The sequence below is a fragment of the Coprococcus sp. OM06-34AC genome, assembly GCF_003462545.1.
Lineage (GTDB): Bacteria > Bacillota > Clostridia > Lachnospirales > Lachnospiraceae > Coprococcus > Coprococcus aceti.
The window spans coordinates 244,095-264,266 of the sequence record NZ_QTZF01000006.1 but is presented as its reverse complement, the minus strand read 5'-3'; the positions used below and the strand labels follow the sequence as shown (position 1 = coordinate 264,266).

The following is a 20,172-nucleotide window of genomic DNA, read 5'->3' as shown; positions in this document are numbered from 1 at the left end:
GATATTAAAATGAAAGGAATGAATGATTATTAGCTTCTAAATAATCATACAAGGAAATTATGGACAGAGAAAGAATGATGAAGAACGTAGCAGAGATATTCAGCCGCGGTGCGGTGGAGAAGAATCTTCCGGCATGGGTAAATATGCGCCACGCCTGGAAAGCAAGTGATGCGGCGAGAGACAGAGGGCTTGAATATCCGGCAAATGTTGTACAGATAAAGAATCTGGATTACAAAAAGGAGCTTGATGAGGTCCGTTTCAATGAGCTGATTGAAACATGGGACAAAGGTGTAGAGAGGAACATTATATTCTTTGCCGATTCCGGGGATGCCGCAGACGTGGATTCTGCAAGCTATACATCTAACAGCTACATGGATATCTGCGTTCCAATATCGTATATGACAGATGAAAACAGAAAATATCCGGTGATAGTGAGCGTGCATGGCGGAGGTTGGTTCTATGGTGACAAGGAACTGTACAGCCACTATTGCTGCCTTCTTGCGGAGCACGGGTACGTGGTGGTGAACTTTAACTATAGATTGTCACCGCAGAACAAATATCCTGCGGCCATAGAGGATGTGGCGTATCTCATTCGGTATATCCATGAGAATGCGCAGACACTTGGAATAGACATTGATAATTTCTATATGGTCGGTGATTCGGCGGGGGCACAGCTCACGGCAAATTATTGCATCATAGCATCAAACAGCGATTACAGGGCAAAGCTTGATTTCTTCACATATGATCTACTGCCTAAGAAGATATGCCTTAACTGTGGTGCATACAAGATGGCAGAAAGAAATGACAATATATCCGCATGGTATCTGAGAAATGATGTGGATGATGACCAGAATAGTGACGGAAAAACAAGTTCACACGACAAAGCTGAAAAATGTGAAAGTAAGAAAATAAGCCAGGCATATGCTGTGACGGAGGAACAGTACAAGTTGTTTATGGATCAGCTTGATTATATAAATACTGATTTCCCGGAGGCGTATCTCATGTACAGTGTAAATGATGATCTGGCATCACATACAAAAGTGTTGGATGAGGTGCTGAACAAAGTTGGAGTTGCACATATCACAAAAGCGTATGGACAGAACAATCCTGATAGCGGCCATGTATTCCATATGAATATGTACAATCCAGAGGGAATACTCTGTAACGAGGATGAGTGTGCATTTATGAAATAAAAAAACTGTTTGACAACACGACATCAGAATGCTATCCTAAAAATCAGATAAAGGCAAAGACAGGAAGGAGTACTTAAGTCACTGTCACTTCAGAGAGTAGGCGTTTGGTGCGAGCCTATAGGACACCTTAAGGAAGCAGTCCCCGAGCTGTGACCGCGAAAGTTTTCCGGGTAGTGGTCAACGGAGAGTTCCACGTTATAGGAACAACGATAGTGATGGCTGTCGGCTGAGAGCAGGAATAAGTTCCTGAATTTAGGTGGTAACACGGACAAGAAAGTTCGCCCTAAGCATATTATAAGTATGCTTAGGGCTTTTATTTTGCGTTTTCAGGGTGACAAGCGGCTGCGATGCGCGAGCTTGCTCGCGGGCATCGGCAGACAATTGTCACCCGCGCGCGACATGAAACACGAAGCCCGGTAGGGCGGAGTGTGAATGTCGTGCAGAGATTACGGGAGCATCGAAGATGCGGAGTAATCTCGAAGAAAACGCAAAGGAAAGCCGGAAAGCAAGCGGCTGCGATGCGCGAGCTTGCTCGCGGGCATCGGCAGATGCGGAGTAATCTCGAAGAAAACGCAAGTTAAAACCAACAATCAGCAAACACAGACAACAAGGGATCAAGAGATATAAAGGAGTGTGTATCATGAGAAAATTCGAAAAATCATCAAAGCTTGACAATGTGTGTTACGACATAAGAGGTCCTGTTATGGACGAGGCAAACAGAATGGTGGCTGAAGGGGTAAATGTCCTTAAACTGAACATAGGAAATCCTGCACCGCACGGACTTATGGCACCTGATGAAGTTGTAAGGGATATGGCATATAACCTCAGAGATACCGAGGGATATTCGGATTCAAAGGGACTTTTCTCTGCAAGAAAGGCGATCATGCAGTATTGCCAGCTGAAGAATATTCCAAATGTGGGAATCGATGACATATATACAGGAAATGGAGTCAGCGAACTTATCACCATGTCCATGCAGGGACTGCTTGATTCGGGAGATGAGATACTTGTCCCGATGCCTGACTATCCGTTGTGGACGGCTTCTGTTAACCTGGCAGGAGGAACAGCGGTTCATTATCTTTGTGATGAGCAGTCCAACTGGTATCCGGATATAGAAGATATCAAGAAAAAGATAACATCAAGAACAAAAGGAATCGTAGTCATCAACCCTAACAACCCTACAGGAGCTCTCTATCCAAAGGAGGTTCTTGAGCAGATAGTTCAGGTTGCAAGGGAGAATGAGCTTATCCTTTTTGCTGATGAGATATATGACAGACTTGTCATGGATGATAAAGAGCATGTGGCTCTGGCTTCACTGGCACCTGACCTTTTCACCATAAGCTTTAACGGACTGAGCAAGTCTCACCGAGTTGCAGGTTACAGAGTTGGCTGGATGTGTCTGTGTGGAAACAAGAGCAATGTGAAGGGATACATAGAGGGACTTAACCTCCTGTCATCCATGAGACTTTGCTCGAATGTTCCTGCTCAGAGTATAGTTCAGACCTGTCTTGGAGGCTACCAGAGTGCAGATGAGCTGCTTCTGCCTGGAGGAAGGATCTATGATCAGAGAGAGTATATTTATAAAGCACTCTGTGATATACCGGGAATAAGTGTGGTTAAGCCGGAGGCAGCGTTCTACATATTCCCGAAACTTGACAAGGAGAAGTTCAACATCACAAATGATGAACAGTTCGCTCTTGATCTTTTGAGGGATAAGCACATCCTCGTCACATGTGGAACGGGATTTAACTGGAAGGATCCGGATCACTTCAGAATAGTATATCTTCCGAATATGGAGATACTCAAGGCAGCAACAGCAAAGCTGGCTGATTTCCTGAGCTATTACCACCAGTAAAAGAAATTATATAACAAGGCTGTATCTGAGAAGCTGCCAGTGGCATGTATTTTAGAAATATGAATACATATGTGCTATTGCAATACAGATACAGTCTTGTTTTTATATTATTTGGTTGAGTGGAATGATGCAAGTTACAGCATATAAGCAGTTTTGCGGGTCTATTATGCAGAAACCATTATATTTTTCTACAGAATTTTTTACATTTTTCAGACCATATCCATGGATAAAGTCAAAATCATTGTCTGAAGAATGTTTTTTCGAAGCATTATAAGAATTTTCAACATAAATGGTGAATGTATTTCTTATAGTTTGTAGCTTGACTGTAATTACCGCATTTTCAACATCATTACATGCGGTTATGGCATTGTCGAAAAGATTACCTAAAACTATAGTCAGGTCATAATCTGTAAGAGGTATCTGAGTAGTACTCAGTTTTATACTTGTATCAAGAGTTATATGGTATTTGTCAGCCACTTCTTTCAGGTTACTCACAAATGAATCTATTACCAGGTTGCCTGTGTTTATAGAACAGTATCTGGATTTGAGATCGTTTAAAGTATCATTAGTATAAGGAATGACTGCGTCATAATTTTTATTTTTTATACAATTTTGTATATATATAAAGTGTTTATTTGTATCATGCATAAAACTGCGGAGACTTTTATAAGCCTCTCCAAGTTGAACGTATTTGTTTTGTTGGAATTCAATCTGTCTTGATAATTGTTCTGTTTGCGCTTGTAATTCTTCCTTTTTAGATATTTCATTGATCAGGAAGAAATTAACAATATTTATAGTAAGCAGTAAATTTATAAGATTGCTATAAGCTCGAGGATTTGTCTTGTTAAAGGCAAATATATCAGGGGTTATTAAAATTATGAGAGATATGACAGGAATTACCACAATAGCTGAAATATCAATAATTGACAGTGATATATGAATCTTTCTAAATATAATTGTAACAAGCAGAACAAATATGAGACAATAAAAATCAGAAAGAGAAAAAACAGAATTGAAAACGGCAACAGGGATTGTGTCGTTTTCAATATTTGTTGCAAGAAAGCGATTTATAGTTGAATATGACATATTTTCGCATAGCATAGTAATTGTCACAAAGGAAATAGATGTAAATAATCTTGATGTGATTGTGGCAGTAAATAAAAGTGAAAGAATGGTAGTTAATAAAAAGGAAAGAGAAACTCTCATAACAGTTGCTTTCATGGATACATCTCCGGAAAGTGGGAGAACAATAATATTTTGTAGCATTTCAACTCCCCAGATTATAAAAATACCAAAAATAAAGTTATAATTAAATCGTCTTTTGTCGTTGAATATAACATAAAAAAATATATACATATCTGCACTGTATAAAAGCGTTGGCATAATATCAAAAATAATGTCCATTGTATTTACCCTTTCATATCTGAGATGATTTGCTTTGCAAAAAAAGTTCTGAATTTTTTTAGGTTTCTTCTAGAAATATTGATTACGTCTCCATTATCAAGACCTAACAACTTATCGTTAAAGTGGGTTATATGCTTTGTATTTACCAGAGTGCTTTGATTGGTTAAAATAAATCCATGTTCAGCAAGAGAGGTTGCCAATGATGATAACGCTCCACGACCAATTATTTGAGAATCGCGTAGTGTATAAATAAGATGGAGTTTTTGGCTCTTGCTTGTACGAATGTAGATTACATCATTCACATTTACAAGAAGTTTTTCATTATATGTATCTACTACTATGCGTATATTGTTCTTGCTTTGCATATATGTTAAAATGTCAGACATAATATTTTGAAAAATATTGTAGGAAACAGGTTTTATAAGATATTGAAAAGGATGAACCTGAAAGCTATCATGCATATAGCTTGGATATGAAGTCACAAATACAATGTATACATCATCTGAATATTTTTTCCTTATATGTTTGGAAATCTCTAAACCATCCATATTTGGCATATCAATGTCAAGAAATACAATGTTGTATTTGTTTGTTTCAAATGAAGACAAAAATTTAGAACTGTCTGTAAAAGTGTGAATTTCACAGTCGATATCAAATTGTATTTGATATGAAATCAAGTATTTTTTTATTGAATAAATTGATGATACTTCATCGTCACAAATTGCTATATTAATATTTTTAAGAGACATTTTTTATATTCCTTATATATCCTGCAAGTAAACTTAATGTACATATTAATACACACAATGTAATAGTTTGTGTATGCTGATTGGATTTATTGTACCATAATATAAGTTGGATTCCACATATTAATATTACGGTAATCCTGGCTTTCTTTTGTAGACTGATTTTGTCTGAGATGTTAAATCTTTTATTTTCTGTATCAACAGGTGAAACTATCATAATTATGGCAATGCAGACAAAAAATATGATTGCTTGAATAGTTTCTGAATGTTCAAATGATAATTGTGGAAATAATACCACAATTATCATGATTCCATATGACAAGATGGTGCACCGCAAAGGTGTTGATGCGTGATAGCCACCTGCAAAATAGCGCAATGGCATAGTTATTATTATGAATAGAACAGATGTAATTAATCTATGAAAAATAATCCCTGTGGCAAGTGTTATAAGGTCAAAAATAATTTCTTCAAATACACATGAGAAAAGGTAGGAATATATATTTCTTTCTTTATCTGTAATTATTTTTTCTTTGATAAGGTAATTAGAAATCTTCAAACATATATAATTAATCATAAAATACTCTCCCTAATATTGATATCAAATGAGTAAAGTTAATGATAGCACGAGTGACGTATGTAGCAATAGGAATGGAGTAAACGGTCAAAATTAAGGAGTATGTGGTAATAAATTACCGTTCACTCCTTAATTTTGACCAATTAGTCCATTTTGAAAAAATAGTCGAAAAATGCATTTATAATAACCTTATAAACATAGTTGTCGATTGTATAGCAGTAGAAAGGAGGATATGTATTGTGAGAAAATTACTTGTCAAGGCAGGAAGATTATTATGTGCATGCTCAGTGGTAATATCCCCACTTGTTGTGGAAGGATGCAAGACTAGATATTATCAGCCGAAGGAGCCGGATGGCTTAGAAGAGTTTGCTAAAAAAAGTAGACAATAATTTGAATTTAGGAGGATATGCATATGAGGATGTTTAAGAGAATGATTGTATGCGTGATGACAGCGGTAATGACGATATCATGTATGCCTGGGGTGAGTGCACTTGCGGGGGAGAGCGAGACCACAATGGCAGAAGAGCTAGCTGTAGAAAATAATAGTGTTGCAAGAGCGGTTGCATCATATTATTATGACTATGATTGCACTAGTTATACTAAAGTAGGACATGTAACAACGGCAGGTACAACTATGACACTGATATATAATGCTTCAACGAAAGGAAAAGTGAAAATAACAGTAAAGGATTCCAGTGGAAATATTAAAAAGAATGTACTAAAAATATAGCTCCGTCAAAATCTGACGGAGCTAATTGTGTATAGCGGGGGGGACATATGAAAACAAACTTATTTCTGATAACAAAATACTGGAGATATCATAAAAAGCAGTTTGCGAGCATGCTTACCTCGATAGTGATATTAACGGCTTTCCTGTTGATTGCACTTTTGATGGAGAGAACAGAATGTAGACGGCAGTATGATGACAAGCTGCGGGGAAGTAGTAAGACATTTTACCTGTATAGCAATCTTGGCAGTGATGCATATGAGGAGATGTCACAAGACAAAAGGGTCAGCATGATCGGGCGTACGGCTATATGTGGAAAGCTGGGAAATGACAAAACACAGTATACATATGGTACATATATTGACGATGCGGCAGAGGAGCTTGAGTATGTAAAGCTTTCGTCGGGAAGATTCCCTGAAAAAACCGGGGAGGCAGCAGTGTACGATTATGTGTTGGAGGATATGTTTTTTACTGTTGATCCTGACTCGTATGTTGGAAAGGAAGTAACATTTGACAGTTACGATTTGGATGATACATATCTGTTGAGAACAGGTAGACATGTGGGACAGATTACGTTTACTATCACAGGTGTATTGTGTACAGACAGCAGAAGAGATCTTAAGGAGAACAGAGTAGACTGGGGATCTGACCTTTCGGAAGTACAGATGCCAACTATATATCTGTGGCGGGATGACTGTGATTTGGATGAGAATACATTCGTATATACTGCTGTCTCACTGTATGGTGATGACGAGATAACAGAGCAGTCGGAGAGCGCTATGGAAGAGTTTGCGCAGGATTATTATGACAAAACTGGAATATGGCCAAGATCCGGCCGCAGCAGATCGGCTGCAGAAGATATCTGCAACATTACCCTTGGAAACGAGAAGCTTAACAGCGAAAGTTATCTGTCGGACTCTGTCCAGGGAATACTATATTTCAGTGTTATTGCTGTGATCTTGTCGGCTATATCCCTGTTTGGCGTGATGATAACTGTTATGAGCGAGAGGCAGAAATCCCTGGATATCGTGAGAGATATAGGAGCCAGCCGGATGAAAGTGGCTTGGATACATATATTGGAATGGGGAATCCTGCTGGTTTCAGGAGTGATATGCGGTGGAGTCGTTGGAATCACTGTATATGAGGTCATACTCGAGATTCAAAGTCGTTTGCTGAGGCTGCCTAAATTGCGCGGTTATACAGTGGAGTGGTGTGTACAGCAGATTACAGAAAATCCATTTGTAATCTCTGTTGTGTGTGCAACAGGTACATTTACTCTTGGATATTTACTTTTTTATATATACCTTCATATAAAATCAAGAAGACTTATAAGAAGAGATCGTGTGAGATCATTCGGGAGAATCAAATCGGTGGTTTCCGGTATTCCATTTGCAAATATAATGCAGATGTTGTCTGTTGCCCTGATCCTGTTTGCGGCGGTGATGTGCTACGCATTCTGCTCTATGGACGGCAAGGGAAAAGGATATTTTCACAATGATGATCTGGACAGAGACACATATTATACATATGGACAATTGGATATGGAAACCAGTGATGTAGATATATGCCTTTATGATCAGGGGTCGGGGATTACTGGTGGAGTATTGCTTACAGATACAGGACTTACTGAGGATGGGCGCAAGAGCATTGCGGATATGAACGAAGTAAAGTCAATAGAGAGTTTCTCCACAAACGATGGCTTTGATATATTTTATGATAGAAATGACGAGGATATTCCGGATGGATTGTGGCAGGCGGAGGTCCAGTTTCCGGAAGATACAGAAGAATTCTATCATGCAGACGATAGATTTTATTTCAACGTTCCAGCGATATGGCTGGATAATAACGGAATGAGAAAGCTGGATAAATATGTAAAAGAGGGGTCAATAGGTACCCATGAAAATGGTGTGGCGTGTGTTGAATATGAATATGACGGAATGACCGCGGAGTCGCCATATAAGATAGGCGATGTAATGCATACAATGACAGTGAACGGAAAAGGCGAATACAAGGAGACTGTTGAAATCGTGGATGCGATAATCGTGATTCCGGAGACCACAAAGGAGAGCGATCCGATATTGTACGCAGGTCTTGACAGAGCTTCACAGTATGGATATGCAATAGTAGCCTCACAGGACACAGCAGTCAGTATTGGGATGTTTAAGACATGTTATGACGTTACATATATATCTCTAAGCAACAGGGGAGATATTGATAGAGTTGTATCCAGGTTTGCTGACATATTGGACTCTTCAATGGAACTCAGGATACGAACGATAGATGAGTGTGATAAGGAGTATCGTGAGGCATATATATCACAGTATGCGAGCACAATATGTCTGTTCTTTATTCTTCTTATCATGGCGGCATGGGGATATTGGGAACTTGTCACCATGCGTTACCAGAATGGCAGGCGGAACGTGGCGATCATGCGGGCTCTTGGAATGGAGAAGCACTCATGGAACATGACGTTTATATGGTATAACATAAGAAATGCCCTGGTATCATGTGCTGTCGGAGCCGGTATGGTGTATGGCATGAGATGGCTTTTGCGCTACAAGTACGAACAGGCGCTAAACATGTTCAACTGGCCGGAGACAGATTTATGGAACGTCGATGCAGATGTTATAAAAGAGGTAACGAGACTCCAGCATGTATTTCTATTCGACAGCGAGATATTTGTTGTCCCTGTGGGAAGAGCGTTGGTACTGATAGGAACATTCCTTGTTGTGATTTCGACGATTATTACGGTGCTGGTCATTCATAAGAAGAAATCGGAAGAGATAATTGATGATCTGGCTGAAAAAGAGTAAGGGGGACGATGCATATGATTCAGATAAAGGATTTAAATAAGACGTATGGTGAAGGAACAAATGCTGTTCATGCACTTCGCAACTGTAACGTGGAATTTGAGTATGGAAAATTTACGGCGATTATAGGAACATCAGGCAGTGGAAAGTCAACATTGCTGCATCTGATGGGCGGACTGGATACAAAGGCAGAAGGAGAGATATTCTATGATGATGAAGATATACTCAGATATTCAGATGCACAGCTTGCAAAATTCCGCAGAAAAAATATAGGTTTCGTATTCCAGTTCTTCAATCTGGTGCCAGAGCTGACAGCAAAGGAAAATATATTCCTGCCAATGATGATAGATAAGGTTAAGGTAGATGAGGAGTACTTTGATAAGCTTACTGAAAAACTTGGAATTTCAGAGAGACTGACACATTATCCGTCACAGTTGTCCGGTGGACAGCAGCAGAGGGTTGCGATAGCCAGAGCGCTCATACACAAACCAAAAGTGTTGCTCTGCGATGAACCTACCGGAAATCTGGACTCTCAATCAGGAAAAGAAGTCCTGAGACTGCTTAGAGAACTGCAGAGTGAAGATGGACAGACTATAATTATGGTTACTCACGATGGAAATATAGCAGATCAGGCCGATCGTATCGTAAGGATAGAAGATGGACAGATAAAATGTGTATAATATTCACACAATTATATACATAAAAGACAATTTGATGATAAAACGCAACAACAATGACAATAAAATTGATAAATTGTCAAAAAATATGTTGACGATTTGCCTTGCATCATGTATAATAAAGGTACATTAAAGAACGGCCATTTGAAAAAGATACAGATGGCACACCATAGATTGTCACCCGTGACACGTAACATGTACGAAGTTATCTCAGAGATTTATAGAATCGTGAAAAAGACTTTACACATGGTGCGCAGGAAACAGAGATCCGTGGTACAAGTTCACGAAAGGAGGAGGTTCCGTTGGAGACAATTGAAGAACATTTTTATCATGATGGTAACTCAGAACTGGGAAGTTGTTTCCACACGAGATGCCTTTAAGATAAATCTTGAATCAGTCCACATGCAGATGCTGTATATAGCATGATTGAAGTGCCAGGACGCAGGTATTTGATACCAGATTTGATCCATCGTGATTGTTCAAAACACAAGATATGAGTGGTGTTTCAAGGGCATCAGGTCATATCACATACCGCAAGACCAGTGCTTATAAGAGGTTGGTACATATACAAGTTCATGCAGTGCATGTTATGAGTAGATGCAATTCGTACCCTGATAGTTGATATTCCGGTAAGTTTAATCTCTAGGCACAACGAATTTTTTCATAGATATTTATAATATAGTGGAAGAATCAATGGCATGTGTGGAAACATTCAGATATTTTGATTAGATACTTCAATATTTAAAAAATGAATAAACTAATATAAAGCCAGTTGGTATTATGCCAGCTGGCTTTTTTATGTATTAATTACAACGTGTGTTAAACCACTGATTACCCGCTCTGCGAGCAGTAACAATCCGTGCGGTAACAAGAAACTAATATTAATTGCAAATAACTTAAATTATTGACTAATATGACGTGCAAAAGCAATAAAAAACAACTTAAATATTCGGTAATTAATGACATGTTCAACAATTAAAAAATGAGTTAATATAAGTATATGTATAAATATTAATCACGAATTAGGCTGTTCGTGGTGAGTAAAGTGGAGGAATATCACAAAAAAGAAAGGGTAAGGAATATGGTGAGATTTAGAACAAGACTTGTTGCTGTGACATGTGCAGTTGCAATGGTTGGCTCATTCTGGGGAAGTGCAGGGGCAATAGTCTCAGCTGATGCATCAGAGCCGTCTGCGGAAATGGCATGGAGCATCACTACAGACAAACTGGTATTTGACACTGGCGCAGATGCCAAGTGGACAGATAAAATTTATGCCAGCAATGATGAAGGTACATACCCAGAGTTAGGCAGGATCGATGATGTGTCTGTGGGTAAAAAGGCTGTGCTCACGGCAAATGTAACACTTAATGGAGATTTTTCAGGATTGGATGGTGCGGAGGCTGCTGACGGAACGTATAATGTGATCCAGCTTTCCTGTGCAATCAAGACTGGCGATGGATGGACATACACCAAGTCTGATGATTATCCATTCCTTAAAGCGGAAAATTTTACAGATGGCAAGACACAGGTATCATTTGCATTTGATGTGGAGGATACAGGAGCTGCGAACGAGATAATATTCCAGTACAATTCAAACTCTGCATATACTGGAACAATATCAATATCTGATGTAGAGATTCAGAGTGATGATTCAGGAGAGGAGCCTGATGGTGGAGAAGAGCCAGGTGGCGGATCATCAGCAACAGGAAATGTGACAGGTGTGGCAGCACCTTCGATCACAGACAATACAGTATGGAGCAGTTCAGATGCAGTTCTCACATTTGACGCTGTTTCAGATAAGACATGGAAAGATAAAGCGTATGCCAGCAATGACAGCGCTACATATGCCGACATGGCGAGAATAGAGGGGGCAACTGTAGGTGAAAAGGCGAAACTCACAGCGACAGTTTCTCTCGACGGCGATATATCAGGCCTTGATGGTGCCGAGGCATCAGATGGATCGTACAATGCGATCCAGCTTGCATGTGCCATCAAGACAGGCGATAGCTGGACATATGTCAAGTCAGATGACTATCCATTTTTAAAGAGTGAGAACCTTACAGATGGCAAGTGCAGCGTAGAGTTCAACTTTAACGGAGTGGATGCAGGCGATGTTCAGGAGATCGTATTCCAGTACAATGCAAACTCAGCATTTACAGGAAAGGTTCTCATCGGCGGCGTTGCAGTTGACAAGGTAGAGAGTGGCAAGAAGCCGACAACATCAGAGACTGAGGTTGGAAATTTTGCAGATGCAAGCCTTGTGTTTGACACAGCGAGCGATGCAAAGTGGACAGACAAGGCATTTGCCAGCAATGATACAGGAAGCTATACAGATCTTCCTACAGTAGACAATGTCAAAGTTGGAGCAAAGGCAAAGCTTACAGCTACAGTTTCACTTGATGGCGATATATCAGGCCTTGACGGCGCTGAGGCATCAGACGGATCATACAATGCGATCCAGCTTGCATGTGCCATGAAGACAGGCGACAGCTGGGATTACGCCAAGTCAGGCGACTATCCGTTCATCAAGGCTGAGAACTTTGTCGATGGCAAGTGCGATATATCATTTGCATTTGATGTATCAGAGGTGGGAAATGTACAGGAGATCGTATTCCAGTACAATTCCAACTCAGCATATGCTGGCAAGATCACAATAAGCAACGTTAAGGTACTTGATGTTAAGGAGAGCAGCGGCGGACTTGAGCAGAGAGATCCTGCTGTGATCTCAGATCTCTCATCGGCTGAGGATTATGACAAGTGGAGCACAGAGGCCGGATATGCATACAAGCACGGCGATGCAGCCAACAAGGCCGGTAATGCCACACCTGACATATCATATGACAGTGCAAATGAGAGACTTAAGGTTTCTGTTGACTACTCAGCAGATTCAACTTCCTCATGGAGTGAGGCAAAGGTTAAGTGTGTTCCTACAGAGGCTATGGATGTGAGCCAGTACAACCAGCTCAGTGTGGATATAATCTACCCGGCAAAGCTCAAGGGAAGCAAGATCAAGTTTTTTGCAGATGGAATAATAAATAAAGATACAACCATCGACGATGATGCAGAGGATATCGGAGATGGATTAAAGAAGGTTACAGTTACTATGGGATTTACTCCTACAGATAAACCACTCAGAGATGTGACAATAGGAATCATAGGAAGCAGCACAAGCTTTAAGGGAAATGTATATCTTGATAATCTTGTTCTGTCACAGGCAGATACAACAAAGGATTTTGTCGAGATAACAGAGACTCCTGGTGCTGGTTCACCAGCGGATCTTTCACAGATGCCATCATCAGTTAGAGTGAGCGATGCGAATGCAGCAGACAGTGCAAAGGCACTTGCGGCATACCTGAATACGCTCATGAATAGTGATCAGGTTCTGTTCGGACATCAGAATGATGTGAGCAGAAGCGTAAATCCACAGGCGTCACTCGGTGATGTATATGATGTGACTGGACAGGTCAGCGGTGTGTTCGGAATCGACTCACTGGCAGTTACAGGCTCGGAGGCAGGCGGTTCAGACGCGGCTTCGGCACTGGCAAACTCAGTGGCATACAGCAAGACTGCAGCGGCAAATGGTGCGATCGTGTCATTGTCAATGCATATGCCAAACTTCTCCAGCTCCAAGATAGTGAATAACTCGGATGGAACATACAGTTTCTACGGATGTGATTTCTCAGAGTCCAAGGATCTGTCAAATGACATAGTAAAGCAGATTCTCCCAGGTGGAGAGTACAATGAGGTATTTACAGCTTACCTTGATGTGATCGCAGACTACGCATCACAGCTTCAGGCTGCCGGAATACCTATCATGATCAGACCATTCCACGAGAATACAGGAAGCTGGTTCTGGTGGGGATCAATGAACACAGCTGAGACATACAAGTCTCTCTACAGATATACCAAGGATTACATGGAGCAGAGCGGTGTACACAACCTTCTCTGGGTATACTCGCCAAACGGACCTGTCACATCAGAGGCAGCTTACGTGTCATACTATCCAGGCGATGAGTATGTAGATATCCTTGCATTTGACTATTACAACGATTACAATTCGTACCCTGCAGCAGCAGACAACTCTTTCTTTGACAGTCTTGATACAACATGTAATATCGTGTCATCAATAGCTGCAAAGAGAGGCAAGATACCAGCCATCGCTGAGTGCGGTGTCAGAGTCATGAAGAAGGACGGTTCAGACAACGAGGGACTTCTCGTAAAGGGTAATCCGGTTGGAACAGAGGCTTCAGGAAAGAACTGGTATCAGGAAGTCAACGACATTGCGAAGAAGAACAACATGCCATACTACCTCGTATGGGCCAACTTCGGAGATACCAACTTCTACGTTCCATATAAGTATGACGACACACATGGACAGGAACTTATAAATGACTTCATAAAGTACTACAACGACGACTCATCAATATTTGGTGGCGATACAGGATTCTACAGTAACATGGGAACCCTTGCAGGAGTATCTGCAAATACATACACGGGCCAGATGGGTTACATGGTATATCCATTTGACAGAGATACCATCCTCAAGGCGACAACACTCAAGGCTGGTGTTAAGAATGCATCAAAGGTTCAGTTCATTATCAACAATCCTGATACAGGTGTTAAGCTTACACTCAACGCTGAGGCTGGAGCCGAGATTGCCGCTGCAGGATCAGAGCCAACACTTTACACGGCTGATCTTACAGAGAAAAATCTCAGCAAGCTTGGAAAGACAGATACAGCAACCATCACACTCTTGGCAGATGGCGAGCAGCTCGCACAGCTGTCACACATAAGCCTTGGAAAGGCCAAGGATAAGGCTCCTGCAAATGTCATCGAGGACTTCGAGTACTATTCAGGAAGCGACGGACTTCTGGATTCCACATACACATCTAACTCAGCCGCAGGATGCAGCTCAAGCTTTGTTCTTGACAAGACTCATAAGAACGGTGGCACATACGGCGGTGCGTTCAAGTATAAGCTTGAGACAAATGGATCAGAGGTGTGGACAGGAAGGATTAAGTCAGAGCTTACAAACAATGATTTCTCAAAGTATAATGCGCTTGAGATGTGGGTACAGCCGGACGGTATGGGACAGAAACTTGTGATCCAGATCACAGATGGAAGCGGCGAGGAATTTGAGGTATACCTCACAGATTTCGTAAAGGGAACAAAGGCACAGTATGTTACTATTCCATTCAGCTCATTCAAGGGTAAGAAGGGTGGTACACTCGATGCATCGGATATAGTCAAATTTGCTGTATGGTGCAACTCGATCGTGCCGGAGGATCACACTGGCAAGTGGACAGTTGACTCAACTATCTACTTTGATGGAATCCAGGCAGTGAAGCTCACAGATGATATGCTCAAGAAGAATCCAGTGGACAAGAATGGACTTATCATAACAGATAAGTCACTGGTTAAGAAGGATGAGGCAGATCCGGGTAAGGCCGATCCAACAACAGAGGCTCCAACCACAGAGAATCCAACCACAGAGGATCAGACTACCGAGGCTCCAACAACTGAGAAGCCTAGCAATGACGACAAGACAACTGAGGCTACCACAGCAGCAACAACGGATGGAAGCACAGGTGGAAATGGACAGAACGTGGTAAATACAGGAGATAAGTCACCTGTAGACGTAATGTTTGCGATAATGATAGCATCACTTATCATGGCTGGTGCAGGCTATATCGTTATCAAAAAGGATAAGAAGTAATACTCATTTTAGCCATACAAAGAGCCCCGCTGTCGGCGGTGATGAAGACCATCGGCAGTGGGGCTTTATTTGTTGGTTTATATTTGTATGCAATATCAGTTTGCAGCACGTCTCTTCTCAACAAGCTTCTCCACAGGGGTTGTGAGGTACATTATGGAGAGCATCAGTGTACAGCAGAACCAGATGATAGGCTCTGTGATGGTAACTCCGAGATATCCAAGTCTTGGAGTGAGGATCATAACCGCAAGTACCTTGCCGATCAGCTCTATAGTGGATGACATGACCGGAACGATCTTCCTGCCCATTCCCTGCATTGCACATCTCAGGACGAACAGAGGACCAAGTACATAGAAGCACGTCACGCCGATCCTTACATATCTCACGGCCGGATCTATGATGGCACTGGCAGATGTACCTGCAACCAGCTTTATAAGTGCCGGGCTGAGCAGCCAGCCGAATATTATCATGACAGTGGTTATGATCGTGTTTATGATGATCGCAGCCCTCACACCCTGATGTACCCGGTCGTACCTGCCTGCGCCCATATTCTGGCTTACATATGTCGTCACGGCATTTCCTACTATATATAACATGAACATGAGGATATCAAATATCTTTCTTGCCGCTGTGTGGGCGGTTACTATATCAGTTCCGAGTCCATTGATGGCTCTCTGGAGTATGACCGTTCCGATGTTCACTATACAGCTCATAAATCCCATGGCAAGTGCGGACTGTATGAGGTCTGACCGGTCACTCTTCTCTACGGAGTATTCATCCTTCTCCGGAATCAGATGCTTTGCCTTCACAAGTATATAGATCAAGGCAAGTATGCCCGCCAGCGCCTGTGATATATCGGTGGCGATGGCTGCACCCCGTACTCCCATGTCAAATGCCCTTATAAACATAAGATCCAGAACGATATTGAGTACAACTGATATACCGAGGAATATAAGAGGCGTCTTGCTGTCTCCGACTGCACGCAGTATGTTGGCGCACAGATTATATAATGAACAGAATATGATTCCAACGATTATGATTATAACGTAGCTTGCTGCCATATCCAATATGTCGTCTGGTGTTTTGAGAAGTACCAGGATAGGCCTTATAAATATTAGACTCAGAACGGTCAGGACAATGGATGCCAGCAGTGTCATGATGGCCGATGCACCGATACATCTTCTCATATTGTGATAGTCCTTTGCACCATAGTATTTGGCTATAGGGATGGCAAGTCCCATGGTTCCGCTGTTGAGGAAGCCTATTATCATATTCGAAATGACTGAGGTTGCGCCAACCGCGGCGAGTGCCTGTGAGCTTACGTAGTTGCCCACGATGGCTGAGTCTGTAAAACTGTATAACTGCTGTGCGATCTGTCCCAGTATCATAGGAACAGCAAATAACCATATGACTTTCATTGGCTTTCCGACTGTCAGATCTTTCATATATAATAAACCTCCTTAATTTTTTTCGCCTGATATTCGATTGTACAACAGTTCGCGATAAAGTCAATGTGGTTTTTGCTTAATTTTAAAGAAAAATGTTTTATTTTGTTATATAAAATGTTATGTTAAAGTGTAACGATTAAAAATGGCTTGATTGTGCATACTAACATTTGACATATATTTATAGAAAGAAATGGAAAATATGGAAAAGAATAACAGACAAAAAAATAAGCGTAACAGGAAGAGACATGCGGAGCTCGAGAGAATTGCGTTATACGCAGTGGGAGTCATTCTGCTTGGACTGGTCATAGGCCTTGCTGTGAAAAACTATAGACTTAAGAGCAAACTGGATAATCATAATGAAAAGGACTCGGTTGCCACAGGAACATCGGCGGACAGTGATAATACGAATGGCGATGCCTCAGCAGCAACAACAGAAAAGGTTGCGGAACTCAAGGTTCAGGGAACTGTGGAATGTACGGACATAGCGGTTCCGGCGACTGAGCAGGAAGAGAATTATAATGGCGAGGATCTGGCGGACAATGGCTGTCCATACGCCATCAAGATAAACAGACAGGAAAATATAGTTACTATATACAAGCTGGACGCTGCTGGATATTACACTGTTCCGGTAAAGGCAATGCGCTGTTCGGTATCACCGGTGGGAGAGACTCCTGTCGGACTGTTCAACATACAGCTCAAGTGGGACTGGCTTGCACTGTTTGACAACTGTTATGGCCAGTATGTGTCACAGATAGATGGCGACACCCTGTTCCATTCCGTGCCTTATCTGGACACCACAAAGGATTCGCTTGAGACATGGGAATTCAACAAGCTTGGAACCGGGGCATCACTGGGATGCGTCAGACTGTGCGTTGCAGATACCAAATGGATATATGAGAACTGCGAGTCTGGAACATATGTTGATATATTTGACAGTGACTATTATGGCCCGCTGGGAAGACCTGTGCCGGTGACCAGACTGGATAACACTGATGAGACCGGATGGGATCCGACAGACATGGTTGAGGAGAATCCGACCGCAGGAACAGCCGTGATATACGGTGCGGAGAGCCACAGCATAAACCAGGGCGAGAACTATGACACAATGGCGGGAATATGGGCCTTCAATTCACGGCGTGAGGATGTAACGGATCAGTTGAAGGTTGAGGGAACCGTGGACAATATGAAGCTGGGAAAATATACAGTAAAGTACAGCTTTACAGATCAGGGCAGTGAGATATGTAAGAGTATCGAGATAACAGTGGAGGATGATGAAGCTCCCGTTATAACAAGGGTTCCTGTGGAGATAAAGCTGGAGAGTTACAATGGACAGGCTGATGAGCTTGCAGATCTTGTTGCATCTTATGTGAACGCACAGGATGGTGATACACTGATAAGGACAGGAGTGGCCACAGATGGCAATGGCAAGACTCTGGATGGACAGGCACTCACAAGTCTTGGACAGGACGTTATATGTGTGGCTGTTAACAAAATGGAGTCCAAGGCGGGCAGCTATACAGTTGTGTGCTGTGCGAAGGACAGCAGCGGCAACAGATCATCCTATCACACAGTCACAGTCACCGTTGAAAAGTAGAGGTGGATCATGGCAGACAGGAAAAGTACAATTTATGATCTCGAAGCAGAGAAGATAAAAGAAAAGATAATCATATTTGCCGCCGATACAGGTGGATATACACAGAAAGAGGTCTCCTTGGAGATTCAGGCATCCCTGGACGAGCTCACGGAGCTCATAGACACAGCCGGAGCCGAGGTCGTGGGACGGCTGGTGCAGAACAGGGACCGCATTGCAAATGACTTGTATCTGGGAAGAGGAAAGGTTGAGGAGCTCAGGGAGATGATATATGAGCTGGGCGCCACAGGAGTGTGCTGTGATGACGAGCTGTCACCGGCACAGTTGATGAACCTTCAGGACGCACTGGACATAAAGGTTATGGACAGGACAATGGTCATTCTCGATATATTTGCAGCACATGCTGGAAGCTACGAGGGCAAGCTGCAGGTGGAACTTGCACAGCTTAAGTTCAGAGCCACCAGACTCGTTGGTATGAGAGATTCATTGTCGAGACTTGGCGGTGGAATCGGAACGAGAGGACCGGGAGAGAAGAAGCTGGAGATAGACAGACGAGTCATAAGGGACAGGATCTCCAGACTGAAGGCGGAGCTCAGGAACGTTGAATCCCAGAGAAGCCAGCAGAGAAAGCAGAGACAGAGGAGCGCTGTGCCGGTTGTTGGCATAGTCGGATACACAAATGCGGGCAAGTCGACCCTGCTGAATGCACTCACGGGGGCAGGAGTATTACAGGAAGACAAATTATTTGCGACCCTTGATCCTACGACAAGAGGATACAAGCTGCCGGGGGGACAGAACATACTGCTCACCGATACGGTCGGTTTTATAAGGAAGCTGCCGCATCATCTGGTCGAGGCCTTTGGCTCCACTTTGGAGGAGGCAAAATACTGTGATGTCATCCTTCATGTTGTGGACGCATCGGATGAAAACTGGGATAAGAACATAGAGACGGTGTACGGCACATTAAAGCAGCTCAAGATAGATGAGAATTCGGGAAAACCTGTGATAACTGTATTCAACAAGATAGACAGAATATCAAAGGATGATCTGGTGGGTGTGCGCGATCTGAGAGCGGACAAGACTCTGTATATCTCGGCTGCCACGGGACAGGGACTCCCGGAGCTTGCCATTGCGATAGAGGAAATACTTAGAAATCAGAAGTCATATATAAGGCATACATTTGCATATTCTGAAGCAGGGCTCACAGGACTTATACACAAATACGGTGAGATCCAGACAGAGGAATATCTGGACGATGGCATATTTATAGAAGCTTATGTTCCAAAGTCAATACTTGGAAAACTTGGACTCAGTTTCGACGATGAAGCTGATTTTTAGTGCCAGCAATGTGGCGTATCAGGCGTTAACGTGCCATTTCACATTGCTTACATAATATGAAGAGATAATAAAAAATGTTTACATTTTATAAGTATT

At 42.1% G+C, this 20,172-nt stretch carries 13 protein-coding genes and 1 other annotated feature; of the genes, 9 read left to right on the top strand and 4 right to left on the bottom strand.

All coding sequences use genetic code 11. From position 1 onward, the window contains the following. Positions 1-59: 59 nt before the first annotated feature. Both DXB91_RS11480 and DXB91_RS11475 read left to right on the top strand, forming a co-directional pair. A complete protein-coding gene (locus DXB91_RS11480; protein ID WP_118018057.1) occupies positions 60-1,193 on the top strand; it encodes an alpha/beta hydrolase in 1,134 nt (377 codons plus the stop codon). A 47-nt stretch (positions 1,194-1,240) separates the two neighbouring features. Next, positions 1,241-1,482, top strand: a binding site (T-box leader). Between the two features lie 351 nt (positions 1,483-1,833). Beyond that, positions 1,834-3,048: an aminotransferase class I/II-fold pyridoxal phosphate-dependent enzyme gene (locus DXB91_RS11475; RefSeq protein ID WP_055146066.1), complete on the top strand. Its 1,215-nt coding sequence runs from the start codon at positions 1,834-1,836 to the stop codon at positions 3,046-3,048. Positions 3,049-3,150: 102 nt separating this feature from the next. Here DXB91_RS11475 and DXB91_RS11470 read toward each other — a convergent pair whose 3' ends face one another. Genes DXB91_RS11470 through DXB91_RS11460 form a run of 3 tightly spaced genes read right to left on the bottom strand, consistent with a single transcriptional unit; the run spans position 3,151 to position 5,772 of the window. After that, entirely contained in the window at positions 3,151-4,452 is a 1,302-nt protein-coding gene (locus tag DXB91_RS11470; RefSeq protein WP_117549854.1) for a sensor histidine kinase, read from the bottom strand. Between the two features lie 5 nt (positions 4,453-4,457). Next, a complete protein-coding gene (locus DXB91_RS11465) occupies positions 4,458-5,201 on the bottom strand; it encodes a LytR/AlgR family response regulator transcription factor (protein WP_118018055.1) in 744 nt (247 codons plus the stop codon). Continuing rightward, positions 5,191-5,772 carry an accessory gene regulator ArgB-like protein gene (locus DXB91_RS11460; RefSeq protein WP_117549850.1) on the bottom strand — a complete coding sequence of 194 codons (582 nt, stop codon included), beginning with the start codon at positions 5,770-5,772 and terminating at the stop codon, positions 5,191-5,193. The genes DXB91_RS11465 and DXB91_RS11460 overlap by 11 nt, the downstream gene beginning before the upstream one ends. A gap of 239 nt (positions 5,773-6,011) precedes the next feature. On the opposite strand from DXB91_RS11460, the gene DXB91_RS14180 reads away from it, so the two are divergent. From DXB91_RS14180 to DXB91_RS11440, 5 genes are all read left to right on the top strand, one after another. After that, the gene (locus DXB91_RS14180; RefSeq protein WP_158547594.1) at positions 6,012-6,161 is read left to right on the top strand and encodes a hypothetical protein; all 150 of its coding nucleotides are present in this window, start codon (positions 6,012-6,014) and stop codon (positions 6,159-6,161) included. Positions 6,162-6,184: 23 nt separating this feature from the next. Continuing rightward, the gene (locus tag DXB91_RS11455) at positions 6,185-6,502 is read left to right on the top strand and encodes a hypothetical protein (RefSeq protein WP_117549848.1); all 318 of its coding nucleotides are present in this window, start codon (positions 6,185-6,187) and stop codon (positions 6,500-6,502) included. Positions 6,503-6,549: 47 nt separating this feature from the next. Then, on the top strand, positions 6,550-9,312 hold the full coding sequence (locus DXB91_RS11450; RefSeq protein ID WP_118018053.1) for an FtsX-like permease family protein: 2,763 nt from the start codon (positions 6,550-6,552) through the stop codon (positions 9,310-9,312). 8 nt (positions 9,313-9,320) lie between these two features. After that, on the top strand, positions 9,321-9,989 hold the full coding sequence (locus tag DXB91_RS11445) for an ABC transporter ATP-binding protein (RefSeq protein WP_055271992.1): 669 nt from the start codon (positions 9,321-9,323) through the stop codon (positions 9,987-9,989). Between the two features lie 1,078 nt (positions 9,990-11,067). Next, complete coding sequence (locus tag DXB91_RS11440; protein ID WP_118018051.1) at positions 11,068-15,702, top strand: glycosyl hydrolase; 4,635 nt, start codon at positions 11,068-11,070, stop codon at positions 15,700-15,702. A gap of 95 nt (positions 15,703-15,797) precedes the next feature. Here DXB91_RS11440 and DXB91_RS11435 read toward each other — a convergent pair whose 3' ends face one another. Beyond that, positions 15,798-17,144, bottom strand: a complete 1,347-nt coding sequence (locus DXB91_RS11435; protein ID WP_015534375.1) for an MATE family efflux transporter — start codon at positions 17,142-17,144, stop codon at positions 15,798-15,800. Positions 17,145-17,346: 202 nt separating this feature from the next. Here DXB91_RS11435 and DXB91_RS11430 point away from each other — a divergent pair, with 202 nt between their 5' ends. Both DXB91_RS11430 and hflX read left to right on the top strand, forming a co-directional pair. Beyond that, on the top strand, positions 17,347-18,741 hold the full coding sequence (locus DXB91_RS11430; RefSeq protein WP_118018049.1) for a L,D-transpeptidase family protein: 1,395 nt from the start codon (positions 17,347-17,349) through the stop codon (positions 18,739-18,741). A 9-nt stretch (positions 18,742-18,750) separates the two neighbouring features. After that, the gene (gene hflX / locus DXB91_RS11425) at positions 18,751-20,076 is read left to right on the top strand and encodes a GTPase HflX (RefSeq protein WP_118018047.1); all 1,326 of its coding nucleotides are present in this window, start codon (positions 18,751-18,753) and stop codon (positions 20,074-20,076) included. The last annotated feature ends 96 nt before the right edge of the window (positions 20,077-20,172 follow it).